Origin of the sequence: Hymenobacter armeniacus (genome assembly GCF_014699055.1) — a bacterium.
Lineage (GTDB): Bacteria > Bacteroidota > Bacteroidia > Cytophagales > Hymenobacteraceae > Hymenobacter > Hymenobacter armeniacus.
In genome coordinates this window covers 378475-403165 of the sequence record NZ_JACXAC010000003.1, presented here as the reverse complement: position 1 = coordinate 403165, position 24691 = coordinate 378475, and the positions used below count along the sequence as shown (strand labels likewise).

17 protein-coding genes are annotated in these 24691 nt (G+C 64.8%); 10 read left to right on the top strand and 7 right to left on the bottom strand.

Annotated elements, in window-relative coordinates; all coding sequences use genetic code 11:
- Positions 1–95 precede the first annotated feature (95 nt).
- Positions 96–1820 (top strand): S8 family peptidase, encoded by a 1725-nt coding sequence (locus IC234_RS09990; protein ID WP_190924041.1) that lies wholly within the window; start codon positions 96–98, stop codon positions 1818–1820.
- Positions 1821–2003: 183 nt separating this feature from the next.
- On the opposite strand, the gene IC234_RS09985 is transcribed toward IC234_RS09990, so the two are convergent.
- Positions 2004–2813 carry an SDR family oxidoreductase gene (locus IC234_RS09985; RefSeq protein WP_190924039.1) on the bottom strand — a complete coding sequence of 270 codons (810 nt, stop codon included), beginning with the start codon at positions 2811–2813 and terminating at the stop codon, positions 2004–2006.
- A 344-nt stretch (positions 2814–3157) separates the two neighbouring features.
- Here IC234_RS09985 and IC234_RS22170 point away from each other — a divergent pair, with 344 nt between their 5' ends.
- The 5 genes from IC234_RS22170 to IC234_RS09950 all read left to right on the top strand — a co-directional run bounded on the left by IC234_RS22170 (position 3158) and on the right by IC234_RS09950 (position 15357).
- Positions 3158–5386 (top strand): GEVED domain-containing protein, encoded by a 2229-nt coding sequence (locus IC234_RS22170; protein ID WP_317173355.1) that lies wholly within the window; start codon positions 3158–3160, stop codon positions 5384–5386.
- A gap of 99 nt (positions 5387–5485) precedes the next feature.
- Positions 5486–11017 carry a T9SS type B sorting domain-containing protein gene (locus IC234_RS09965; RefSeq protein WP_190924037.1) on the top strand — a complete coding sequence of 1844 codons (5532 nt, stop codon included), beginning with the start codon at positions 5486–5488 and terminating at the stop codon, positions 11015–11017.
- Between the two features lie 310 nt (positions 11018–11327).
- Entirely contained in the window at positions 11328–13301 is a 1974-nt protein-coding gene (locus tag IC234_RS09960) for a WG repeat-containing protein (protein ID WP_190924035.1), read from the top strand.
- A gap of 113 nt (positions 13302–13414) precedes the next feature.
- A complete protein-coding gene (gene rlmD, locus IC234_RS09955; RefSeq protein ID WP_190924032.1) occupies positions 13415–14842 on the top strand; it encodes a 23S rRNA (uracil(1939)-C(5))-methyltransferase RlmD in 1428 nt (475 codons plus the stop codon).
- Between the two features lie 140 nt (positions 14843–14982).
- Entirely contained in the window at positions 14983–15357 is a 375-nt protein-coding gene (locus IC234_RS09950; protein WP_190924030.1) for a hypothetical protein, read from the top strand.
- Positions 15358–15508: 151 nt separating this feature from the next.
- On the opposite strand, the gene IC234_RS09945 is transcribed toward IC234_RS09950, so the two are convergent.
- From IC234_RS09945 to IC234_RS09930, 4 genes are all read right to left on the bottom strand, one after another.
- On the bottom strand, positions 15509–15964 hold the full coding sequence (locus IC234_RS09945; protein ID WP_190924028.1) for a YybH family protein: 456 nt from the start codon (positions 15962–15964) through the stop codon (positions 15509–15511).
- A gap of 113 nt (positions 15965–16077) precedes the next feature.
- Positions 16078–16602 carry a glycine zipper domain-containing protein gene (locus IC234_RS09940; RefSeq protein ID WP_190924026.1) on the bottom strand — a complete coding sequence of 175 codons (525 nt, stop codon included), beginning with the start codon at positions 16600–16602 and terminating at the stop codon, positions 16078–16080.
- 140 nt (positions 16603–16742) lie between these two features.
- Positions 16743–17774: a thiamine-phosphate kinase gene (gene thiL / locus IC234_RS09935; protein ID WP_190924024.1), complete on the bottom strand. Its 1032-nt coding sequence runs from the start codon at positions 17772–17774 to the stop codon at positions 16743–16745.
- Positions 17775–17949: 175 nt separating this feature from the next.
- Positions 17950–19116: a T9SS type A sorting domain-containing protein gene (locus IC234_RS09930; RefSeq protein ID WP_190924022.1), complete on the bottom strand. Its 1167-nt coding sequence runs from the start codon at positions 19114–19116 to the stop codon at positions 17950–17952.
- A gap of 219 nt (positions 19117–19335) precedes the next feature.
- On the opposite strand from IC234_RS09930, the gene IC234_RS09925 reads away from it, so the two are divergent.
- The 4 genes from IC234_RS09925 (at position 19336) to IC234_RS09910 (ending at position 21457) form a co-directional block, all read left to right on the top strand.
- A complete protein-coding gene (locus IC234_RS09925) occupies positions 19336–19935 on the top strand; it encodes a TetR/AcrR family transcriptional regulator (RefSeq protein WP_190924020.1) in 600 nt (199 codons plus the stop codon).
- A gap of 151 nt (positions 19936–20086) precedes the next feature.
- Positions 20087–20704 carry a hypothetical protein gene (locus IC234_RS09920; protein ID WP_190924018.1) on the top strand — a complete coding sequence of 206 codons (618 nt, stop codon included), beginning with the start codon at positions 20087–20089 and terminating at the stop codon, positions 20702–20704.
- Between the two features lie 84 nt (positions 20705–20788).
- Positions 20789–21148, top strand: coding sequence for a hypothetical protein (locus IC234_RS09915; protein WP_190924016.1), 360 nt, complete (start codon positions 20789–20791; stop codon positions 21146–21148).
- 165 nt (positions 21149–21313) lie between these two features.
- Positions 21314–21457: a hypothetical protein gene (locus tag IC234_RS09910; RefSeq protein WP_190924014.1), complete on the top strand. Its 144-nt coding sequence runs from the start codon at positions 21314–21316 to the stop codon at positions 21455–21457.
- 80 nt (positions 21458–21537) lie between these two features.
- On the opposite strand, the gene IC234_RS09905 is transcribed toward IC234_RS09910, so the two are convergent.
- Together IC234_RS09905 and IC234_RS09900 are read right to left on the bottom strand one after the other, a co-directional pair.
- Positions 21538–23280 carry a M3 family oligoendopeptidase gene (locus IC234_RS09905; RefSeq protein ID WP_223827588.1) on the bottom strand — a complete coding sequence of 581 codons (1743 nt, stop codon included), beginning with the start codon at positions 23278–23280 and terminating at the stop codon, positions 21538–21540.
- 148 nt (positions 23281–23428) lie between these two features.
- On the bottom strand, positions 23429–24529 hold the full coding sequence (locus tag IC234_RS09900) for a ferredoxin--NADP reductase (RefSeq protein WP_190924012.1): 1101 nt from the start codon (positions 24527–24529) through the stop codon (positions 23429–23431).
- Between the last annotated feature and the right edge of the window lie 162 nt (positions 24530–24691).

The following is a 24691-nucleotide window of genomic DNA, read 5'->3' as shown; positions in this document are numbered from 1 at the left end:
CGGGGCACGTCTTTGCCTCGGCTGAACTTCATTTGCCCCGTTTTCGGTTTACTTCCCCACAGCGGCCGCCCGGATGCGCGGCTTTTTTCTTGCTTATGACGACAACCTTCCCCCGCGTTTCGCTGCCCCTGCTGCTGGCCGTCACGCTGTTTTCTTCCTGCGCCCGCCGGCCCCTGGCCACCACGCCCGCTGCCTCTGCGGCCGTGAGCGTGCCCGTGGCGGCCCCAGTGCCGGTGGCTCCCGAAACGCCGGCCCCCGTGGCCAAACCCAACCCCCAGGCCGACCAAAGCGCCGCCCAGTGGTACCTCAAAGACCCCGAGCTGGACAAGGTGCCCGGCGTGGGCGCCACCCGCACCTACGCTGAGCTGCTGAAAGGCCGCACGCCCGCCCCCGTGGTGGTGGCCGTCATCGACTCCGGCATCGACACAGCCCACGTCGACCTGAAGGCCGTGCTCTGGACCAACCCCAAAGAAATTCCCGGCAACGGCATCGATGACGACAAGAACGGCTACGTCGACGACGTGCACGGCTGGAACTTCCTCGGCGGCCCCGACGGCCGCAACGTGAACGCCGAAACCCTGGAAATGACGCGCATCGTGGCCGCCGGCCGCACGCGCTTCAAGGGCAAAACCGCTGCCACGGTGAAGCCCACCGAAAAGGCTGATTACGCCCTGTACCAAAAGGCCGAAAAGGCCTACAAAGCCCGCCTGGCCGAAGAAACCGAGCGCAACCAGCAGGTGGAAAGCATGGCCGGCCCCCTCACTCAGATGGTGGCCGCCATGAAGCAGGCCCTGGGCACCGAGAAACTGGACACCACCGCCCTCAAAAACGCTAACACCGACGACCCCAACCTGAAGCGCGCCACGGCCGGCATGCTGGAAATGATGCGCCAGACCGGCGCCTCCGACGCCGACGACTTGATTAAGCAGCTGAACGAAGGCGTGAAGCAGGAGCGCAGCATGCTAGATAATTCGCTCAACCTGAAGTTCAACCCGCGGGCCGACATCGTGAAGGACAACCCCAACGACCTCACCCAGCGCTACTACGGCAACAACGACCTCCACGGCCCCGACCCCATGCACGGCACCCACGTGTCGGGCATCATCGCGGCCGTGCGCGACAACAACCTCGGCGTGCAGGGCCTGGCCCCCGCCCCGGTGCGCATCATGACGGTGCGCGCCGTGCCCGACGGCGACGAGCGCGACAAGGACATCGCCAACGCCATTCGCTACGCCGTGGATAACGGCGCCAGCATCATCAACATGAGCTTCGGCAAGGAGTTCTCGCCCCAGCGCCCGGCCGTGGAAGCCGCCTTCAAGTATGCCGCCAGCAAGAACGTGCTGCTGGTGCACGCGGCCGGCAACGAGAACAACAACCTCGACGTGAGCGACAACTACCCCGCTTCGTTCTACCTCAACAAAGCGCCGGTGCCCAACCTGCTCACCGTGGGCGCTTCGGGCCCCAAAGACAACGCCAACCTGGCCGCCGATTTCTCGAACTACAGCAAGAAAGCGGTGGACGTGTTTGCGCCCGGCGTGGGCATTTTTAGCACGTTGCCCGGCAGCACCTACGGCAACGAAAGCGGCACCAGCATGGCCTCGCCCGTGACGGCCGGCGTGGCGGCGGTGCTCAAGGCCTATTTTCCCAAGCTCACGGCGGCCGACCTGAAGCGCATCATCATGCAGTCGGCGCAGGTACACCACACGCAGGTAGACGTGCCCGGCACCGAGAAAAAGGCCGATTTCAGCACGCTTTCCGTGACCGGCGGCGTGGTGGACATGTACGAAGCCGTGAAGCTGGCGCAGAAAGCGGCGCTGTAATCGTTCTAACGTGGCGCCTCACCCCCCGGCCTCCTCTCCCGAGGGAGAGGGGGAGCCAGACGATAGAAATACTCATCGTTTCCTATGCAAAAAGCCCTGCCTCAATCATGAGGCAGGGCTTTTTGTTGAATTACATCAGGCTTCCCCCTCTCCCTGAGGTGAGGGGCCGGGGGGAGGCGTCCGTCAGCCCACGTCCACGCCCTTTTCCTCCTTCCGGAAGTGGTTCAGCACCAGCTTGTCGGTGAGGCCGGGGAAAAGCTTATTGAGGAAGACGGTGAGCTTGCCCTGGCCGGTGAGCACCAGGGTGCGCTTGCGCTGCTGCACGGCTTTGAGGATTTCGTCGGCTACGGCTTCGCTGGTCATCATGGCGCCCTCGTCGCGCGGCGACTCGCCCTGCGAGGAGCCGTCGGCGGCCAGGGCCGTGTTGCGGATGTTGGAGGCCGTGAAGCCGGGCGCGGCCGTGAGCACGTTCACGCCCTGGTCGAGCAGCTCGGTGCGCAGGGCTTCGAGAAAGCCGTTCATGGCAAACTTGGAGGCCGAGTAGCCGGTGCGGCCCGGCAGGCCGCGGTAGCCCGCAATGCTGCTGATGCCCACGATGGTGCCCTTGCTCTGCAGCAGGTGCGGCAGGGCAAACTTGGTGGTGAAAACGGTGCCGAAGAAGTTGGTTTGCATGAGCCGCTTGATGACCTCCAGGTCGGCGTCCTGAAAGCGGGCGCGCATGCTGATGCCGGCGTTGTTGAGCAGCACGTCGAGGCGGCCGAAGCGGGCTACGGTTTCGTGCACGGCGCGCTCGGCGGCGGTTTCGTCGCCCACGTCGGCGCGCACCGTGAGGTGGGCAATGCCGGCCGCGGCCAGGGCCTGGGCCGTGTCGTGGAGCTTGGTTTCGTCGCGGCCCGTGATGGCCACCTGGTAGCCGGCCCGGCCGAAAGCCAGGGCGCAGGCCCGGCCAATGCCGGAGGTGCCGCCCGTGATGAGTACCGTGGGAGTTGGCATAAATGGTAAAATACAGGGCCCGCGCCGGGGCCGATACAGCAAAATCGCGCAAGCGCCGGGCAAACTTACGGCCGCGGGGTATGATTTTTGCGGGTCGCGGTTAAACCCGGCCCGCAGCGTGCGGTCAGCACTGCCGTCGGCCGGGTTTCGGAGGCTGAAAGCTCGCATTGGTGGAACCGGGCCGGCACATGGCCGACTTAAATAGAATAATAGCCGATTTTGGCCTTTCTATCCCAGCTTTCTGCTTACATTTATCCACTGAATTCTATTGTTTTCCCCCATAATACCGTATGCACCCACTCTTACGTTCTTGGTCCCGCGTTGCACCGGGCGTTGCTGCCGTTTTGTTATCGCTGGGCCTGTCGTCGACGGCGGAGGCCCAGTGTCCTGTTGCGGCGGCCTGCACCCCGGGCTCGGCCAGCGTGGCCAATCCGTCGCTTTACGGCATGGCCATTCTGGGCGTAACGGTGAACAACACCGTGCTGGCCAACCGGACGGCTTACACCACCGGCTACCGCGACTTCAGCTGCACCGTGGCCGCCGTGCCGCTGGTGGTGGGCCAGACGTACCCCATCAGCATCCGCACCACCACCACGGCCGTGCAAAACGTGCGGGTGTACATTGATTACAACAACGACGGGGCCTTCACCGGCAACGACGAGTTGGTGTATCAGGACATTAACCCCGCCGGCAGCACGCCCGCCAACCCGCATGTGGGCACTTTCACGCCGCCCGCCACGGCCACCCTGGGCGCCCGCCTGCGCCTGCGCGTGGCCACCGACTACATCAACAGCCCCCTGCCCACCTCGTGCTCGACGCCGGTGTACTCGCAGGACGAGGACTACAGCGTCACGCTCTCGGCCAACGTGAGCCCGCCGCTGGCGGCCTTCACCACCAACGGCACCACCACCTGCTCGGGCTGCGTGCAGTTCACCGACGCCAGCCAGAACCTCCCCACCTCCTGGCTCTGGACCTTCGGCGACGGCACCACCAGCACCCAGCAAAACCCCAACCACTGCTACACCACGGCCGGCACCTACGCCGTGACCCTGCGCGCCACCAACGCGGCCGGCAGCGCCACCAGCGCCGCCACCACCATCACCTACAACACGACGGTGCCGGTGGCGGCCAGCTGCACGCCCAGCACCACCAACTTCTTCGCCAACTACGGCATCGTGCGGTTCCGGCTGGGCACCATCGACAACGCCTCGGCCGACGGCAGCGCCGGCTACCAGGACTTCACCTGCCCGCAGCGCACCGACCTGCAGGTGGGCCTCAACAACCAGATGATAATCACGACGGGCGGCAGCAACGCGCACGACATCCGGGTGTATCTGGACCTAAACAACGACGGCACGCTGGCCACCTCCGAGCTGGTGTACCAGGGCCTGAACTCGCCCAGCCCCGGCCCCACCGCCACCCTGAACCTGCCCGCCAGCACCGTGCTCAACCAGCCCCTGCGCCTGCGCGTGGTGGCCGACGCCGTGGGCAGCAACCCCGGCCCCTGCACCAACCAGGTGAGTGGCCAGGCCGAAGACTACACCGTGGTGGCCCGCCCCAACACCTCGCCGCCCATCGTGAACTTCAGCAGCAACTACGTGGCCGGCGGCTGCGTGAACCCCGTGCAGTTTACCGACCTGAGCACCAACGCCCCCACCTCCTGGCTGTGGACCTTCGGCGACGGCGGCACTAGCACCCTCCAGAACCCCTCGCACCAGTACCTGGCCTCGGGCACCTACACCGTGAGCCTGCAAGCCACCAATGCCAACGGCTCGCGCACCGTGACGCGCACCAACTACCTCACCATTCAGGTGCCCTGCCTGGTGTACTGCGCCTCCAACGGCACGGGTGGTACGGGCCCCGGCGGCACCCAGCTGGCCAGCCCCTTCTACATCACCTCCGTGAGCGTGCCGGGCGCCGTGCCGGCCTTCACCAACACCTCGCTGAACTCCACGGGCGGCTACGGCAACTTCACCAGCTCGCCCATCACGCTCACCACCCGCTCGATGACGCTCACCGTGGGCACCAACCTGACGGCGGCGCACCGCACTTCCGTGTGGGTGGACCTGAACGTGGACGGCGTGTTTGACAACAACACCGAACTGGTGGCCAACGGGCTCTCGCCCGCCGGCAGCGCCTCCTACACGGCCACCTTCGCCCTCAACAGCGCCGCAGCCAACCTCAACACCCGCATGCGCGTGTTGGTGGTGGCCAACACCAACGCCCCCAGCCCCTGCGGCGTGAACACCCTGAACGCCGAGGTGGAAGACTACCAGGTGCGGGTGCAGCCCCTCGCCGCGCGCGACGCCCAGGCCCTGCCCGGCCTGACCGTGTTCCCGACCCCCACCGCCGACGGCCTGGTGCGTCTTAACCTGGCCGATGCCAGCGCCGCCGGCACCTACGCCGTGGCCGTACAAAACGTGCTGGGTGCCACGGTGCTGAGCACCGCCCTGCGCCTGAGCCCCACCGCCGATGCCCAGCTCGACCTGAGCCGCCTGGCGCCGGGCGTGTACGTGCTGCACCTGCGCGACGCCCAGGGCCAGACGGCCGTGCGCCGCGTGGTGCGCCAGTAATTTTTCATTACTCGCCACCATCGATTTACCCGACCCCTAACACCGGCGGCCAGCGGGCCGCCGGACTGTTTTTCTGCATTCCCTTCTTCATCTTCTTGTATGTTTAAAACCTTACCACGGCGTTTTTTTGGGGCGATTCTGCTATTGGCACTGCTGGTGCTGGGGGCGCGGCCGGCGCAGGCCACCCACTTGCTCGGCGGCGAAATGAGCTACCGCTACCTCGATGCCAACGGCACCACGGCCAACCCCTTCCGGTACGAAATCACCGTCACCATCTACAGCAATGGTTACTGGACCAACACCAATCCCAACGGCGTAGCGGCTCCGCCGACCTCGGCCCCGGTCGATATCTACAACCGGACCACGGGGCAGCGCATTCAGTCGTTCAACATCGCCCGAACCGCCCCCACGCCCACCAACACCAACCTGCCGCCCCCCATCACGCCGCGGGTGCCGCAGGGCTGTACCGTGCAAGGCCCCAGCCAGCCGTTCTACCTCTGCAAGTTTGTGCAGGTGGTGAGCTTGCCCGTGTCGTTTGATGGCTACTACGCCGTGTATTCGGTGGCGGCGCGCAACAACGACCTCGCCAACATCGAAAACACCCTGGGCGGGCCCAACGGCGGCAACGTGCCCCTCACCCTCTACGTGAGCATGGCCCCGCCGCTTATCACCAACCGCTCGCCGGTGTTTTCGGACACCGCCGTGGCCGTGGTGTGCCAAAACGATACCACCATCACCCTCAACAACGCCTTCGACCCCGACGGCGACCGCCTGGTCTATTCCTTCGGCACGCCCTACGGCACGCTGAGCGGCACCGGCCTGTTTCCGCCTTTGCCCAACTCCGTGCCCTACAAAACCGGCTACAGCGGGACCAACCCCTTCGGCACCGGCGCCGGCAACTTTGCGCTGATTAACGCTTCAACGGGCATTTCAAAATACGGCGGCACCACCCTCGGCAAGTTCGTGGTGGCCGTCGACGTGTCGGAATACCGCACCATCAACGGCCGCGAAGTGCTGCTGGGCACCACCCGGCGCGACTTGCAATTGCTGGTGTCGACCTGCCCGGCCACGCCCCCGCCCGTGCTGCCGCCGGCCCTCACCGTGCCCCGCAGCTACACCATCGAGGAAGGCCAGAGCCTGAGCATCCCCATTTCGGCCACCCAGTCCAGCAACCACCCGCTGGTGCTCACCGTGAACAGCGCCCTGCTCGACGGCAGCGGGCCGTTCAACACCACCTTCAACGGCAGCACGGGCACCGTGCAGGCGGGCAACCTGACCGGCACGGCGTCGGCCAGCGGCACGGGCTCGGTGGCGGGCACCTTTGTGTTTAACTCCACCTGCGGCAACGCCCGCTCCGCGCCCTACGACCTGGGCGTGACGGTGAAAGACAACGGCTGCGGCGGCAAGATTGCCTCCGACGTGTTCCGCATTACGGTGAACCGCGCGGCGGGCCCCACGGCCATCAACGGGCCGGCCACCGTGTGCGACCCGGCCACGGTGCGTACCTACACGGCTTCGGGCCCGGTGCCGGCGTCGTACCGCTGGCGCGTGACGGGCGGCGTCATCACGAGCGGTCAGAACACCAACACCGTGAACGTGACCTGGAACAACGCCAACGCCACCGGCACGCTGGTGCTGAAAGGCATTTCCACGTATGGTTGCCCCACCGACTCGGTGACCAAAACCGTGGACATTCGCCCCCTGCCGGCCCTCACCGTGACGGCCAGCGCCGCCAGTATTTGCCAGGGCGGCAACGCCACCCTCACCGTGACCGGCCAGACCGGCCTGACCTATACCTGGAGCGGCGGCGGCCAGAGTTCTACCAGCACTTCTATCACGGTAGCGCCCACGGCTACCACCACCTACACCGTGGTGGGCTCCGATGGCACCTGCACCACTTCGGCTACCTTCACCGTGACCGTAACGGCGCCGCCCACGGCCGCCGCCGGCTCCGACATTACCGTGTGCCCCAACGTAGCGTCGGTGCCCCTGGGCGTGGCCCCGGTCACGGGCTATACGTATGTGTGGAGCCCGGCCACGGGCCTGAGCAGCAGCACCGTGGCGCAACCCACCGTGACGCTGCCCAACACCACCGGCGCCCCCATCCGGCAAGGCTACAAGCTGACCGTGACCGCCGGCGCGGGCTGCACCAGCACCGACTCGGTGTACGTGACGGTGAGCCCGGCCGCCGTGGCCAACGCGGGCCTGGCCCGCACCACCTGTTCGGGTGTGGCCTCGCAGCCGCTGGGCAGCGCTGGCCTGCCCGGCTACTCATACAGCTGGAGCCCGGCTACCGGCCTGAGCAGCAGCACCGCAGCCCAACCCACCGTGACGCTGCCCAATACCACCGGAGCGGCCATCACCCAGACGTACACCCTGACGGCCACCAGCCCGCAGGGCTGCACGGCCACCTCGACCGTGGTGGTCACCATCAGCCCGGCCGCCGTGGCCTCGCCCGGCCCGGCCATCAGCTTCTGCTCGGGCACCACCTCGGCGCCCCTGGGCGGCACGGCTACGCCGGTGGCCGGCACCACCTATAGCTGGAGCCCCGCCACCGGCCTCAGCAACCCCAACATCCTGAACCCGACCGTGACCGGCACCAACACCACCGGCGCGCCCATCACCACCACCTACACCCTGACGGCCACCACTACCAACGGCTGCGTGAGCACCGCAACGGTAGCCGTCACCATCAACCCCGCCGCGGTGGCTGATGCCGGCGCGGCCAAGCAAACCTGTTCGAATGTGCCCGTCACCATCGGCGGCACGGCCGTAGCGGGCACCACCTACGCCTGGAGCCCCGCCACGGGCCTGAGCAGCGCCACCGTGCTGAACCCCACCGTGACCCTGCCCAACCTAACCAATGCGCCCATCACGGCTACCTACACCCTGACGGCCACCACGGCCAACGGCTGCGTGGCCACCAATACGGTCGTGGTAACCATCAATCCGGCGGCGGTAGCCGATGCCGGCCTCGCCAAGCAAACCTGCTCCAACATTCCGGTTAGCATCGGAAGCACTGCCGTCACGGGCTATACCTATACCTGGAGCCCGGCCACGGGCCTGAGCAGCGCCACGGCGGCCAACCCCACCGTGACCCTGCCCAACCTGACCAACGCGCCCATCATTACCACCTATACGCTGACGGCTACCACGGCCAATGGCTGCGTGGCCACCAACACCGTGGCCGTGACCGTGAACCCCGCGGCAGTAGCTGTACCCGGCGCCGACCAAGCCGTGTGCTCGGGCGCTAGCATCACCCTGGGCGCGGCTCCTGTTGCCGGCTACTCGTATAGCTGGAGCCCGGCCACGGGCCTGAGCAGCACCACGGTGGCCAACCCCACCTTCACGCTGACCAATACGACCATCGCGCCCATCGTCACGACTTACACCCTGACGGCCACCACCGCCAATGGCTGCGTAAGCACCGGTACGGTGACCGTGACCGTGAACCCCGCTGCCGTGGCCAACCCCGGCCCGGCCGTGGCCGTGTGCGACAAGAGCCGCGTGACGCTGGGCACGCCCGCCTTGCCGGGCTACACCTACCGCTGGACCCCCAGCGCTAACCTCAGCAGTCCCGGTGTGGCCCAGCCCGTGCTCACCGGCGTGAACACGACGGCCGCCCCCATCACCCTGACCTATACCCTGACGGCCACCACCGCCACTGGCTGCGTGGCCACCAACACGGTGACCGTGACCGTGAACCCGCGCCCGGCACCGGAGCCCATTGTGGGCCCCGCTTCGGTGTGCCCCACCGTGACGGGCATTGCCTACTCGGTGCCCACCCCGGCCGCCACGGCCTACACCTGGCTGATTCAGGGCGGCACCATTGCCAGCGGCCAGGGCACGCCGGCCGTGACGGTGAACTGGGGCCCGGCCCAAACTGGTGCCTACCTGAAGGTATTCCGCCTGAACGCGCAGGGGTGCTCTTCCGATACCACCACCCTGCCCATCGTCATCAACCAGCGCCTGCAAACGGTGCGGCCCACCGGCCCCGGCGACATTGCCCAGCTGCCGCCTCCCGTACGCGGCGTGTGCCAAGCCGACGGTCCTTACACCTACCGCAGCGGTGCATTTGCGGCCGGCTCCAGCTATTCCTGGCTCATCATTGGCGGCACGCAGGTGAGCACCTCGCAGAACACCGTGACGGTGAACTGGAACCCGGTGACGGTGCCCACCATCGGCAAGATTGTGGTGACCGAGACCAGCAACCCCGCCGGGGGCGTCTGCCGCGGCGAGTCGGACACGCTGAAGGTGCTCATCAACCCCTCGCCCCGCCCCACGCTGGCCATCACGGGCCCGGTGCGGGTGTGCCAGGGCAGCGGCCCGGCCACGTTCTCGCTGCCGGGCGGCTTCACGGGTTCTACCTACGTTTTCCAGCTGAGCGGCACCACGCTGGCCGGCACCGGCAACAGCCGCACGCTGGCCACGCTGCCCGCCCCCGGCACCTACACGCTCACGGCCCAGGAAACCTCCTCGGCCGGCTGCGTGGGCCCGCTCTACAGCACCCCCTTCACGGTGAACCCCACGCCGACGGCGCCCACCATTTCGGGGTCGGGCTTCGTGTGTAATACCACCGTGGCCCAGCAGTACACCGTGGCCAATGCCCCCACCGGCGCCACCTACCAGTGGACCATTGTGGGCGGCACCATCACCTCCACGCCGGTTACGGCCAGCACCGTGACGGTGCGCTTCAACGCCACCGGGCCCTACTCGGTGAGCGCCGTGGAAGTGAGCGCCAGCCCGGCCTCCTGCCCCAGCGCCGCCACCACGCGCACCATTCTATTCGATGCGCCGAGCGTGGCCCTCACGCTCGGTTCGGTGGACGTGACCAGCAACAGCCGCATTGTGCTGTCGCTGAACGCGCCGGGCAGCACCAACACCCCCAACCAGGTGCAAATCATGCGCCGGGTGGCCGGAACGGGCACTTTCGCAGCAGTGGGCCAGACCGCGGCATCGTCGACTACGTTCGCCGACAACAACAGCGTGGACGCCAACGCCAACTCCTACGAGTACCGCCTCGACCTGACCAACGGCTGCGGCACCCTCGTGTCCAGCACCGTGGTGCAAACCGTGCGCCTCACCGCCGCGGCCACGCCGGGCGCTGGCCGCAACCAGGGCAGCGTGGCCCTCGCCTGGAACGCCTACCAGGGCTTCACGGTGAAGGAATACCGCATCTACCGCCGCTCCGATGCCGGCGCCGCGGCGCTGGTGAGCACCGTACCCGCCAACGTATTGACGGCCACTGTTTCGAACACCGACGCCAGCAACGTGGCCTCGGGCTTTGGCTTCCAGGAGAACTTCCGGGTGGTGGCCGTGAGCACCGACGCCACCGAGCGCCTGTCGAACTCCAACGAGGCCCGCGTCGACTTTGCCAACAACACCAAGGTCTACAACATCATCACGCCCAACCGCGACGGGCAGAACGATGTGCTCGTGATTGACAACATCTCCCTCTACCCCGGCAACACCTTCACCGTGTTCAACCGCTGGGGCCGCGAGGTGTACAAAACCACCAACTACCGCAACAACTGGGGCGACGACCCGAACATCGCCGCCGGCCAGTACTTCTACCTGCTGACCCTGCCCAACGGCACCAGCATCAAGAACTGGTTTGAAGTAGTGAAGTAGCCGCCCCTGGCCCGCAACCACTGCCCGAAAAGGCCTGCCGCATGGCAGGCCTTTTCTTTTATAGCAGGTTGTAACAATACGCCGGACGTCACCTGACCAAGGCTTTTTCAGGTTGAAAGCATCCGCCGGGGTAAGGGCACCACGAGGCGGCGGGGTGTGCATTATCGGGCAGTCCGGCATCAGCTAGGTACTTCAGCGTTGCTGCGGTCGACCTCAATTCCCAAGCTTTTGCATACCGATTTTGGGGGTAGAATCCGTTGGTTGCTTCGTGGTTACTATAGTCCAATTCTCTATGTGTATACTCCTGCTCTTGAAAGCCCTGGTTCTTTCGGCGTTGTTTGGCTGGCCAGCCGCTGGGGCGCAGCCGGCCCTGGCTCGGTTTCCGTTTGAAGAACGGGGCCGATGGGGATTCATTGATTCGACCGGCGCAGTCGTCATCGCGCCTCGTTTCGCGCAGGTGCACGGCTTCTCCGAAGGGCTGGCGGCAGTCCGCGAGCAGGACCTCTACGGCTACATCGACGCCACGGGGCAATTCGTCATTGCGCCCAGGTTTGAAGCCGCTGCCGAGTTTCACAGCGGGCGGGCGGTGGTCAGAAGCCAGCACACCGGCCCGCAGTTGATTGACCGCGCGGGCAGGTTGCAGCCCCTTCCGTCAAATTACCAGTCCCTGCGCTGGCTCCCGGGCCCGGACCGGGGCGGCCTGTGGCTGGGCACGCTGAAAGAAGATTGCCAGGTGCTGGATGCCCAGGGCCGACTGCTGAATCCCACTCACTTCCGCGAAGTGGAGCCGCTGGCCTGCAACCGCATGGTGGTGAAAGGCACCAAGCTGCAACGCCCCCTGCACCTGCCCGGCAACGACCCCGAGGATGCCGAAGACTATGCCGAGCTGCCCACCGGCGTGCTCGACGGCCGCGGCCGCTGGGTCATTCCCTTCGGCCGCTTCGACCACATCTCCACCTTTCGCGACGGATTGGCCCTGGCAACTGTGCGGCCCAACCCCAAAGCCCGCCAGCCCAACGAGGAGTGCCTGATTGATACGACCGGCCGCATCGTCGCCTTCCTGCCCAAAGGCGAGCTGTGTCTACCCAGCACCAGTTCGGAGTTTTCCGACGGCACTGCGCCCGTGCGCGTGGGCGACGACCCCAGCGTCCTCGACGATTCGCGCAGCTACCCCGCCGCCATCGATGGGCGGGGGCGCGTGCTTTTTCGCCAGCCCAGCCTGCGCCAGCTCAGCCCCTTCGTGCGCGGCCGGGCCTGGGCCCGGGAGGCCGACAGGGACCAGTGGTTTCTGTTGAACAAAGCCGGCCGCCGCCTCAATTCGGTTGTCATCACGTCCATTTTGAGTGATGAGTGGCCCACCGGTGCGCCCACGTTCGCCGGCGGCGTGGAGCTGGTGGCGGTAGCCGATGGCTATGCCGCCCTCGACACCCTGGGCCAGGTGCTGCGCCAGCTCCCGGAACCAGACTTTGCCGACGGCTCCCCGCGCCGCATCGGCGACCTGCTGTTGTTTAGCCAGGAAGACTCGGCCGGCACCCGCTTCGGGTATTGGAACTGGCGCACCGGGCAGTTGGTGGGGCCGCGCTTCAGCGCCGTGGCCAACGACGGCTTTGCCCACGGGCTACTGGCGGTGGCCGAAGGCCCGCGCTGGGGCTACTTCACGCCTGCCGGCACCTACGCCTGGCAACAGCCTGCCAGCGGCAGCGCCCCGCTCAACCTCGACTATATGCGACGCGCGTTTTACCCAGTGGCTTCGGCGCCGCTGGCCAAATTTGCCGGCTTCGGCGGGTGGGGGCGCTCCGGCAATCGGTCGCGCCCCCTGCCCGACCCGCGTTTTGCGCCCCGCGCCGTGAGTCTGCGGGTCGATGCCCAGCCCATGGCGGCCGCGTTTGAGCAGCGCGTCGATGGCCACCGGCTGTACCTGGCCAACACCACCGCCGACACGGTTGTCTTCGACGCCCAGGACAGCAGCTTGTTTCTTACCCTGCAGGCCCGGGATGCGCAAGGGCAGTGGCACGACATCGAGTACAACCCCAGCAGCTTTTGCGGCAACAGCTACCATCAGGTATTTCTGGCGCCGGACCAGTGCTGGCAGCTGGTCGTGCCCGCTTACGCGGGCGGACAGCCCACCCAGCTGCGGGCCCGGCTGCGCGCCAGCCGCGGGCGCAGCAAAGGCCAACGCCCCGACTTGTACAGCAACCCGTTTGCGGGCAGCGTGAACCCGGCCCAGTTCTGGCGCACCGAAGGGCACTCGCCGCTGAGCATTATGGACCCTTACCTCAACTAGCAGCATTCTTGGTAAGGGAGACCTGTTGGGCGCTTTAGCAAGGAAATTGGGACGGTGCCGGTGGCGGGGAGGGTGACTCGTCCGCGTACCTTTGCGGACTTATTGCTCCCGTTATGTCCCGCAAAATCACGAAAGCTTCTAAAAATTTACCCGACGACGCCCTGCAGAACGTTCTGATTCAGGACATGGTGGCCGAAGGCAAATGCCTGGTCCGCATCGAGAATCTGGTCATCTTCGTTTCGCAAGTGGCCCCCGGCGACGTGGTGGACCTGCGCATCACGCGGGCCAAGAAGAACTTCCTGGAAGCCGTGCCCACGCACTTCCACGCCTACTCCGAGCTGCGCACCACGCCGTTTTGCCAGCACTTCGGCACCTGCGGCGGCTGCAAGTGGCAGCACCTGGGCTACGACTCGCAACTGCGCTTCAAGCAGCAGCAGGTGGAAGACACCCTGCAGCGAATTGGCAAAGTCGAACTGCCCGAAATCCAACAGATTCTGCCCTCGCCGCAGCGCACCTACTACCGCAACAAGCTCGAATACACCTTCAGCTTCATGGGCTGGCTCACCAACGAGCAAATCAACGACGACACCCAGCACTACGACCGCCGGGTGCTGGGCTTCCACACCCCGGCCCGCTTCGACAAGATTATCGACGTGCAGCACTGCCACCTGCAGCCCGAGCCGAGCAACGAAATCCGCCTCTTCATCCGCGACTATGCGCGGGAGCGTGACCTGCGCTTCGGCAACATCGTGAAGCAGACCGGCAACCTGCGCAACCTCATTATCCGCACGGCCCAGACCACCGGCGAAATCATGGTGATTTTGCAGTGCTACCTGCCCCACCACAGCATCGAGCCGCTGCTCGACGCCGTGTACGAGAAATTCCCGCAGATTACCTCGCTCAACTACGTGCTCAACAACAAGGGCAACGAAACCTTCCACGACCTGGAAGTGGTGAACTACAAAGGCAAACCCTACATCGAGGAGGAAATGGAAGGCCTGCGCTTCCGCATCGGCCCCAAGTCCTTCTACCAAACTAACTCCGAAGGTGCCCATCAGCTCTACCAAGTGGCCCGCGATTTTGCCGACCTGCGGGGCGACGAGCTGGTGTACGACCTCTACACCGGCGCCGGCACCATCGCCAGCTTCGTGGCCCGGCAGGCCCGCAAGGTCATCGGCGTCGAGTACGTGGAGCAGGCCGTGGCCGACGCCCACGTCAACGCCGAAATCAACAACATCACCAACATGGAGTTCTTCGCCGGTGATATGAAGGACGTGCTCACGGCCGAGTTCACCGCCCACCACGGCCGCCCCGATGTGCTCATCACCGACCCGCCCCGCGCCGGCATGCACGAAGACGTGGTGAAGCGCCTGCTGGAGCTGCGCGCGCCCCGCATCGTGTACATCAGCTGCAACCCCGCCACCCAGGCCCGCGACCTGGAGCTGCTGGATGCGGCCTACAAAGTGACCCGCGTGCAGCCGGTGGACATGTTCCCCCACACCCACCACGTGGAGAATGTGGTGGCGCTGGAGCTGAAGTAGAATCGTTGTTTAAACTGTCATTCTGAGCGCAGCGAAGGACCTTATCACGCCCGAACGATTTGCAGTAATTTCAATCGACGCCAGCGTGAGAGGGTCCTTCGCTGCGCTCAGGATGACAGACAGTTTCTAAATTCCCCCCCATGGACTACTTCAACGCCCCCGAGCTCAACGGCAAATACCTCGGCACCATCACCAAGGATTTCGCCACCGTGTCCGACACGCTGAGCGAAGCTTCGGCACAGATTCGCAAGCGCGACATCAGCCAATACCCCATTTTCGTGTTTGCCAAGCAGGAAGTGCCCCTCGGCGGCCTGCTCGTGAACGCCGACGAAATGCAGTTGGAGTGGCACGTTTTCGCCAGCTACCTGGAGCTGTTCGTGCAACAAGGCATCGTCAGCGCCGAGGGCATCGAGGCGTTCCAAGCGACCTACAAGGATGCCAACGAGTTCTGCTGCCTCTTCGTGCTGGACGAGGAGTTTACCAATTTCGTGTTCGTGCCTTATCCGGAGGATTAGACCGGGAAAATAGAATTAAAAAGAACGTCATGCTGAGCACAGTCGAAGCATCTCTACCGCAGCAATAATCCTTTCGGTTGGATTACTCTCGCGGTAGAGATACTTCGACTGCGCTCAGCATGACGTTCTGATTCTCGGGTTATCCCAGTTCCTAATTCCGACGCTGCACCGGCAAGTCTTCCAGCTGCGCGTAGCTCAGCTTCCAGGTATTGTCGGCGGCTTTTTTCCAGAGGAAGATATAATTGCCCTCGCCAAAACCGGCGGCTTCGCCGGGGGCGGCGGGCGCCACATCCACCGAGAAGGTGCCGGCTTCGTAAGCCGTGTTGGCGTCCACGCCGCTGCTACTCACGCTGGTTTTCAGGTTGCTGATGGTGGCGACGGTGGCGCTCACCCATTTTTGTGACACTTCGTCTTTGCCCTTCCAGTGGGCATTGCCCTGCACAAAGGCCACGTCGTCGGCCATCATGCCGGTGATTTTGCCGGTGTCGCGGCTGTTCCAGGCGCTGATAAAGTCCTGGTCAAGGGTTTGCACGTTCACGGCGTCGCCGGTTTTGGAGCACGAGCTCAGGGCGACGGCTACAAACAAGCTGCAAAGAAAGGATTTCATACATCCAAGGTGTTGGTGAAAGAAAATGTGGTGGGCGGCATCACCCACGGGCTAAAAGTAGCAAACCCCGGGCGTTGGCGCCCAGGGTTTGACATATTACGCAAAGCGCGGGCTTACCAGCTTTTCCGACGAATTTCTTCGGTCGAGTACGGCTTGGAAGCGTCGCCGTAGTGCGGGTTGGGCAAGTAGGAGGCGCCCGGTACGCCCGGCTGGCTCATGGCGCCCGGCATAGCGGCCGAAGCGGTGAGGCTGTTCACGGGCATGGCCGTGGTTTGGGTGCTGGTGGCCACCAGGGCCGTCTTGCTTTCGTTGCGGGCGTTGGCACGGCGCAGCTCAGCGCGGTAGGCGGCCTCGCGGGCAGCGGCGGCGCGGTTAGCGGCGGCAATGCGGGCGCGCTCCTTGCGCTTGTTATCAATGTGCTTGCCTACGCCGTAGCCGATGGCACCACCGGCCACGCCGCCCACCACGCCGCCCACGGCCCGGTTGCGCTTGTTGATGATGGCACCGGCGGCGGCACCGCCCAAGCCGCCAATTACGGCGCCTTTGGCTTGCGGGCTCCACTGGGCTTTGGCAGGCGCCGAGCCGAACACGGTGCTCAGCAGGATAATCAGAGCGAAGAAATACGGAAGCTTTTTCATGGCTATCGAACGAAAAGTTAAATAAAAATCCTGGCGGATATCAAGCGGAAAAACAATTAGCGTGCCATTCCGGGATATCGACCTCAGCCCCCTAACGATTGACGGCCCCAGAAGGTTGATTTCCTCCGGCCGGCAATCGCCTAAAAGCTGGTCCACCCCTGCGCCTTAAGGGGCACCGGCTGACCAGCTTTGGTGATGAGATTGGCGCCGTCGGCCGCATCGGTGAGATGGCCGAGGATGGTGATGTCGGGGTGATTTTTAATTTTCTCGTGGTCGGTCACGGGCACCGTAAACAGCAGTTCGTAGTCCTCGCCGCCGTTGAGGGCGCAGGTGATGGGGTCGAGGTTGAATTCGGCGGCCGCTTCCAGCGTGGGATTGGCCAAGGGCAGAAACTCGCTGAACACCCGCGCGCCCGTGCCGCTGCTGGCGCACAAGTGCAGCACTTCGGAGGCCAGCCCGTCGGATACGTCAATCATGCTGGTGGGCCGGATGCCCAGCTCGCGCAGCTCGTGCACAATATCGAGCCGCGCCTCGGGCCGCAGCTGGCGCTGCACCACGTACTCGTAGTTGCCCAGTTCGGGCTGAGTTTCGGGGTCGGCCAGAAAAGCCTGCTTTTCGCGTTCCAGCACCTGCAGGCCCAAGAAAGCGCCGCCCAGGTCGCCGCTCACGCACAGCAAATCGGTGGGCTGGCCGCCGCTGCGGCGCACGGCCTGGCCGGCCGGGACTTCGCCCAGCACAGTCACGGCCAGGGTGAGGCCGCCGCGGCTGGCGGTGGTGTCGCCGCCCACCAGGTCCACGTTGTAGGCCTCGCAGGCCAGGCGCATGCCGGCATACAGCTCCTCCACCGCCTCCACCGTGAAGCGCGGGCCCACCGAGAGGGCCACCACCAGCTGCGTGGGCAGGGCGTTCATGGCCGCCACGTCCGACACGTTTACGGCCACGGCCTTGTAGCCCAGGTGCCGCAGGGGGCAAAACGACAGGTCGAAGTGAATGCCTTCGACCAGCAAATCGGTGGTCATCACCAGGTCGTGGCCCGCGGTGGGCCGGATGATGGCCGCGTCGTCGCCGATGCCCAGCACCGTGCCGGGCTGGCGCTGGCTGAGGCCGGCCTGCAGGCGGCGGATGAGGGCAAATTCGCCAATGGCGTTGAGGGGCGTGAGGTTATCAGCCATGTATTTGGATAGCAAAGGTTCGTTATCAGCTGTTTGGTATTTGTAGCGAGTTTATTTCGCCAATGGAGCCGCGTGACACCCGACCGCCAACAACTACCTGCTGCTCCGCAAAAGTACGCCCACAAAAAAAGGAGGGAATTGCTTCCCTCCTTTTCCTGCGTTAAACTGGGGCGATTTATTGCACCACCAGCTCTTTGTAAATTTTGGTTTGGCCATCGGCGCTCACAATCTGCACGAAGTACAGGCCGGGCTTCAGGGCCGATACGTCCAGCTTCAGGCTCTCTTGGCCGGCGCCTTTGGCCTGGGCCGAGATGCGCTGGCCGAGGTTGTTGAGCACGGTCACGGCGCCTACTTTGGCGTCTTTGATTTCGACCGTAGCAAAGCCGTGGGCTGGGTTGGGGTACACGCTGATGTTGGCGTCAAACTTGGCCAGCGTGCTGGTGATGGTGGTCTGGTACGCGCCGAAAGGCCCAGTGTAGCCAATGTGCTGGCCGAGTTGGTCGTAAAGCTGCGCGCCCACCGAGCCGTTGCCCGTGGTGCCGGGAGGAAAAGCGTAGCTATACACCGACCATTCGGTGGCGATGTTGTAGGCATCGGCGGCCGTGCTGCGCACGGGCGGGTTGCTGCCGGGCACGTTCTGGGGGCCGGGGTTCACGCGCAAGCCGGTCGAAACCGACGGGCGACGCACGATGCTTTGGTTGGCCGAAGCCACGTACACAGCGTTGGCGCCGGTGCCGTCGATGGGGTTGGTGCCGCTCCAGTTGCCGCCAGTGCCGCCGGCAGCCAGCAGGGGCTGCTCGCCAATCACGCCAATCAGGTCAACAATAACGCCCGGGCCCACGCCGGCCGTGCCGCTGGGGTAGCGCACCAGCGCCATGGCGTCGTCGCCGCTGAAATAGATGGGGCCGCCGCCCACGATTACCTTGTTCGTGGCAGCCGGGGTCAGCGCGTAGTCGGCGCAAAACTGGTTGGCCGCGCTCACGATGGAGGGCAGCGTGGCCTGGCCACAGGCAATCACGAAGGCGCTACGCGGGTTCATGGTGTTGTTGCCCACGGCCACGTGCTGCTGGTTGCTCCGGAACAAGGCCTCTTCCTGGAAGACAGACGTGCTGCCGTTGCTGTAGCGCCGCACCGAGTACGGGTTCAAATTGACGACGCTGGTGGTGGGGTTGTAAATCTCCAGCGCCCGCTCATTGCCCGAGGAGGGCGTGGCGCCGCCGTAGCTTACGTTCGACTGGTGCGCTCCTTCGTCGTATTCGGAGAAGAAGAGCTCGGTGCCCTGCGCGTGGGCAGCGCCCGAAAACAGCAGGCAGGCCGACAGCAATAAGTAGTGCTTGTTCATAAAACAGTAAGTTGGGGAAAGTCAGTGCAACGGCAAAGATACGCGTGCCGAGCGGTTTAGTTGGCGGGCGGCGTCGAAGGTAACGAAATGGTAAGAGCGGGCGCATTGGCCCGGCGAGGTGCCTGGCGACGGCGGCCTTCGGGCGGCTTTTTTTTAGCCGCTCGGGGCTCTTAACGGCCGTCAACCGGCCTATCTTTACCCCTACTCCCCCTCCCACCCATGTCGACTGCTCCCCCTATTCGGCCCCGCAAGGCCCAAATCGACCGCACCGCTACGGCCTTGTTTCGGTCGCGCGGCTTTGCCGCCACCAGCATGCGCGAGCTGGCCACCGCCCTTGGGCTGGAGGCCGGCAGCCTGTATTCGCACATCAAATCCAAGGAAGAAATTTTGCACCGGGTCTGCTTTGGCTTGGCCGAAAGCTTTTTTACGGGCTTTGCCACCGCCACCTTCGACGACGCCAAGCCCGTGGCCACCCGGCTGCGGCAGGCCATTGAGGCGCACGTGCGCGTGCTCACCGACGACAGCGCCGCCTCGGCCGTGTTCCTGCACGAGTGGCGCCACCTCAGCGAGCCGGCGCGGGGCGAATTTCTGGCCCTGCGCGACCGGTACGAGGCCGCTTTTCGCGAGCTCATTGCGAAGGGCGTGAGCACCGGCGAGCTGCACACCCCCGATGCTGCCTTTGCCGCCCTCACCCTACTGGCCAGCCTGAACTGGCTGCCTTCCTGGTACCGGCCCGATGGCAAGCTCTCGCCCGATGAAATTGCGCACCGCCTGGCCGAGCAGCTGCTCAGCGGCCTGCTGCGGACACCGCAGGCCTAAAAGACCAGCACACAAGCGCCGGGCGGGCCCCGCAATAACGCGTAGGAAACCGACGTTGGCGCTACGCGGTTGAAGAAGACCGTTTGCATTCCCGTTCCACCAAGAGGCTGGCGTAGCTTTGGCCTCTCCTAGCTTTCATTGACCGACCCGTATGGCTTTCCCGTTTGTTTCGCCGCTGAAATCATTTCTCTTTGCCTCGCTGCTGGTGGCGGCCTGTGCGGCGTCGTGCAAGCGCGACGGTGCCAAAACCGTGCTCAACCCCGCCTCGGCAGCGGCGGTGAAAACCCAGTTCGACGTGTTGCAGGACTCGGTGGCGCTGAAGTGGCGCAATATGACCGAAAGCGACGACCAGAAAATCGGCGTGACGCGGCTGCTTCTGCGCGAGCTCAAAAACCAGCCCGGCACCACTCCCGCCCAGCTGCAAGGCTTGGAGCGTGCCAACAACCGCCTCAAGGCCATTCGCTACAACCAGGAGACCATGGCCAGCTCCGACCTCATCGACCGCTACGACAACGCCCAGGACTCGCTGCTGACGGCCCTGTACCCCGTGGCTGCCCCCAACGGCCAGGCGCCCACCGAAAACGCCCGCAACTTCGTGGAAGGCATCCAGCAGCTCGATGCCGGCGTGGTGGCTTTCCGCGTGCAGTACGACCACGCCGTGCACCAATACAACGACTACCTGCGCCTGCATCTGGCCGAGCTGCAGTCGCTGGGCGGCAAATACGCCGCCCTCAAGCCCCTGCCCTTTTTCACCATCGGAGCAAAGTAAGGAAACCGGCCCCGCTACATTCAGAGCCCGTGCAACCCGGCAGCCTCCAGACCGGTCATGCCCCCGAACCTGAATTATCTGCTCATGGCCCGCTCCTTTTCTTTTGCGCGCCGCACCTGGCGTGTGGCCTTACTCGGCGTCGTTTTGCTCACCAACTGCAAAAAGGATGACACCGAGCCCGATGATAGAATCGTTGTCTGCTACGGATTCCCTGGCGCTTGCGACACGCCGGCCACCGTGCGCGACCTCTCCGGCCTCGACGGTTGCGGCAAGGTGCTGGAGCTGGCCAACGGCAAGCGCCTGGAGCCCCGCGGCACGGCTTGGACTTCCTTCCCCTCTGCCAACGGCCAGCACGTCATTATCGGGTATGTGCCCTCGGGCAGCGCCAGCATTTGCTTGGTGGGTCAGCCCGCCGAAATCACCTGCATTCAAAGCGCCAATTAAGGACGGTCCGAACGGCGGGCACCGCATTGAGTGGGGTTTGGATAGGGTTGTGAAAGGCTGTTGAGCAAATGAGTATCAAGACAGTCATTTTTCCCTATCTTTAAGACTCAATCACGTATTCGCAACGCTTTACCCCCGCACGCCATGCCTTACACTTCTACGCTCTTGCGTCGGCTCTTGCCGGCCCTGCTGCTCGGTTGCCTCGCCTTGTCGGCCTGCGAGCACCGCAAAGACTGCGACCCACGCCCCAAAAACAAATGCGGCAGCACCCAGACGTCGTCGGGCACCAAGCCGGGCGGCAACTCGTAGGGTTACGCTCACGGCACTAAAAAAGGGCTGGCACAAGTGCCAGCCCTTTTTTAGTGCCGCTTAGTTGGAGCAGCCGGATACTAAAGCGCGGCCATTTCTTCGCGCACGAAGTCGGCTAGGGTGCGCAGGTACTCGGTGCTGAAATCGAAGCGAATGCCGGCCGCGGCGTAAATCTGGCCAATGGGCGCGGTGTAGCCCAGGGCCAGCGCACGCTTGTAGGCGGCCAGGCCCTCGGCGGGGTTTTGGCGGAAGTTGCGCCACACGGCAATGGCGCCAAGCTGGGCCATGGCGTACTCGATGTAGTAGAAGGGCACTTCGTAGAGGTGCAGCTGCTTCTGCCACAGGTAGGGCTTGAACGTTTCAAGCCCGGTCCAGTCGACAGTGCGCTGGTTGAACTCGTCGAAAATCTGCACCCAGCGGGCGTGGCGCTCGGTTTCGGTGTGGGTGGGGTTTTCGTACACCCAGTGCTGAAACTTATCGATGGTGGCCACCCACGGGAAGGTTTCGAGCACGCTTTCGAGGTGCGTTTTCTTGGCGCGGCGCAGGTCTTCCGCATCGGGGAAGAACACGTGCCACTGGTCCATGCTCATCAGCTCCATGCTCATCGAGGCCAGCTCGGCCACTTCGGACGGCGGGTGCTTGTCGGCGCCCAGCGGCAGGCCACGCGTGAGGAAGCTGTGTACGGCATGGCCGCCTTCGTGCAGCATGGTCACCACGTCGCGCAGGGAGCTGGTGGCGTTCATGAAGATGAAGGGCACGCCGGTTTCGTCCAGCGGGTAATTGTAACCGCCGGGGGCTTTGCCTTTGCGGCTTTCCAGGTCGAGGTGGCCCATCTGGCGCATGGTGCGCAGGCAGTCGCCAAGGTAAGAATCGAGGTTCTGGAAGACGGTGATGGTTTTTTCCAGCAGCTCTTCGCCCGTGCCGAAGGGGCGCAGCGGCGGCTGGCCGCTGGGGTCCACGTCGAGGTCCCAGGGGCGCAACGAGGGCAGGTTCAGGTCTTGGCGGCGCTCCAGGTCGAAGTCGTCGATGAGCGGCACCACCGTTTCGCGGATGGCCGCGTGGAAGTTGAAACAGTCCTGCGGCGTGTAGTCGAAGCGGCCCAGGGCAGCAAACATGTAGTCTCGGAAGTTGGCAAAGCCGGCGTTGAGGGCCACCTGGTTGCGCAGGCCGATGAGCTCGGTGAAAAGCTGGTCGAGCGGCTGGGCGTCCTGCAGGCGGCGGGCCTGAATGGCGCGCCAGGCGGTTTCGCGCACGGCCCGGTCGGGGTTCTTGAGGCGGTCGGCGGCCTGGGGCAGGGTCAGCTCCTGGCCGTCGAGGGTCACGTTCATGGCGCCCACCGTGGCGGCGTACTGCTGCTGCTTGGTGCTGATTTCCGTTTTCAGCGGAATGTTTTCGGCCCGATAAATCTCCGACGCCCGGCGCACCGAGCGCAGAAACACCCCGTAGCGCCGCTCGTCGAGGCCGGCCAGGTGCTCCGAGGCCAACATCTTCTCGTTGAGGGCATGGTCGAAGGGCGCCACCTGGGGCTCCACTTCGTTCACAAAATACTGGAAGGCTTCGGCACGGGTGGGGTCCTGGGTGTCGCAGGTCATGCGGATGTAGCGCCAGGCCAGGTCCTCGCTCAGCACGGCTTCCAGCTCGGAGCGGTCAAGCAGCCAGCGCTCCAGCTCGGTGGCCGTGTAGATGGGCCGGTGCTGCAATTCCTGAAAGAACGGCTCGATGGCCGCCCAATCCGTGACGGTGAAGTCTTCGGGCAAATAGCCCCGCGGAGGCCGGCTGGTATCGGTGGCCGACTCGGCAGTGGGTTCAGCAAGTAGCATCATAAGTACAAGTATAGAAGAAGTAGCGGCGGACTCGGGCCCCGAACCGCAACCTACGCTTTACGAAACAAACACCGAGCGGGGTGAAGTTTTTTAGATTAAAAGGGGCTTAAATCCGACTCGTGAGGCCGGCCGGTTTGGTTTGCTGCCCCTAGCCAATTTCGATGACCACGCCGTCGGTCATGGGGTGGCCCACGCAGGTGAGGATGTAGCCCTGCTTCAGCTCGGAGTCGGACAAGCCTTCACGCTCGTCCAGGTGCACCTTGCCGCTTAGGCACTTGCCGCGGCAGGCCGTGCACACGCCCGCCTGGCAGGAATACGGCAGGTCGATGTCTTGGTCGAGGGCGGTGTCCAGAATGGTTTGGCCGGCGGGCACTTCGATGACGTACTCGCTGCCTTCGTACTGCAGCGTAACCGAGCGGGTGGTTTTGGTGTCGTCGGCGGGGTTGGTCGACACGTCGCCGTGGCCGTTGGGCTGGGCCGCAATCAGTTCGGCGGTGTCGGCGCTGGCCTGGAAGCTTTCGCGGCGCACGCGGGCTTCGGGCACGTTCAGCAGGGCCAGGGCGGCCTGGGCTTCCGCCATCAGCCCCTCGGGGCCGCAGAGGAAGTACTCGGCCTGCTCGGCCGGGAACTGGTGGCGCTGCTCCAGAATGCGCAGCAGCATGGTGCGGTTGAGGCGGCCGGTGTGGCGGTGCGGGCCCATGGGCTGCAGCGGCTGGCTATACACGTGCTCTACCTGCAGGTGGCCGTTGGACTTCGCTTCGAGCTCGGCCAGCTGCTGCTGAAAAATGACCGATTCCTCGTTGCGGTTGCCGTAAATGAGCAGCACGTGGCTCTGGGGCTCGGCCCGCACCACGGCCTTGAGCATGGACATGAGCGGCGTGATGCCCGACCCCGCCCCGATGAGCACCAACGAGCGCGCGGCTTTGGGGCTGGGGCTGAGGGTAAAATTGCCGAGGGGCTCCATCACTTCCAGCTGCTGGCCCACGCGCACGGTATCGAGCAGGTAATTGCTCACCAGGCCACCGGGCACCCGTTTCACCGTCACGGACAGCCGCGGGGCGTCCTGCGGGGTACTGCTGAGGGAATAGGCGCGGCGCTCTTTTTTGCCGCCGGGCCCGCAGGGCACTATCAGGGTTAGGAATTGGCCGGGGCGGCTGGCAATGGGCTGGCGGTCGGGCCGCTCAAGGTGAATGGTGACGGAATCGGCGGTTTCTTGGGTGAGGGCAACAACGGTGAGGGTGTGGTACATTCTGCAGGCAACTGAATAAGGGGGTGACGCCGGAACAATCGGGCGGGGCCGAGGTTCGCCGTGCGGCACGGGTACGTACGAAAAAAACCGTGTGCCCGGAGAAATTCCGGGCCGGCTTGCGCAGCAAAGGTAACTTGCCGCCGATGCCGGGCTTCATCCGGC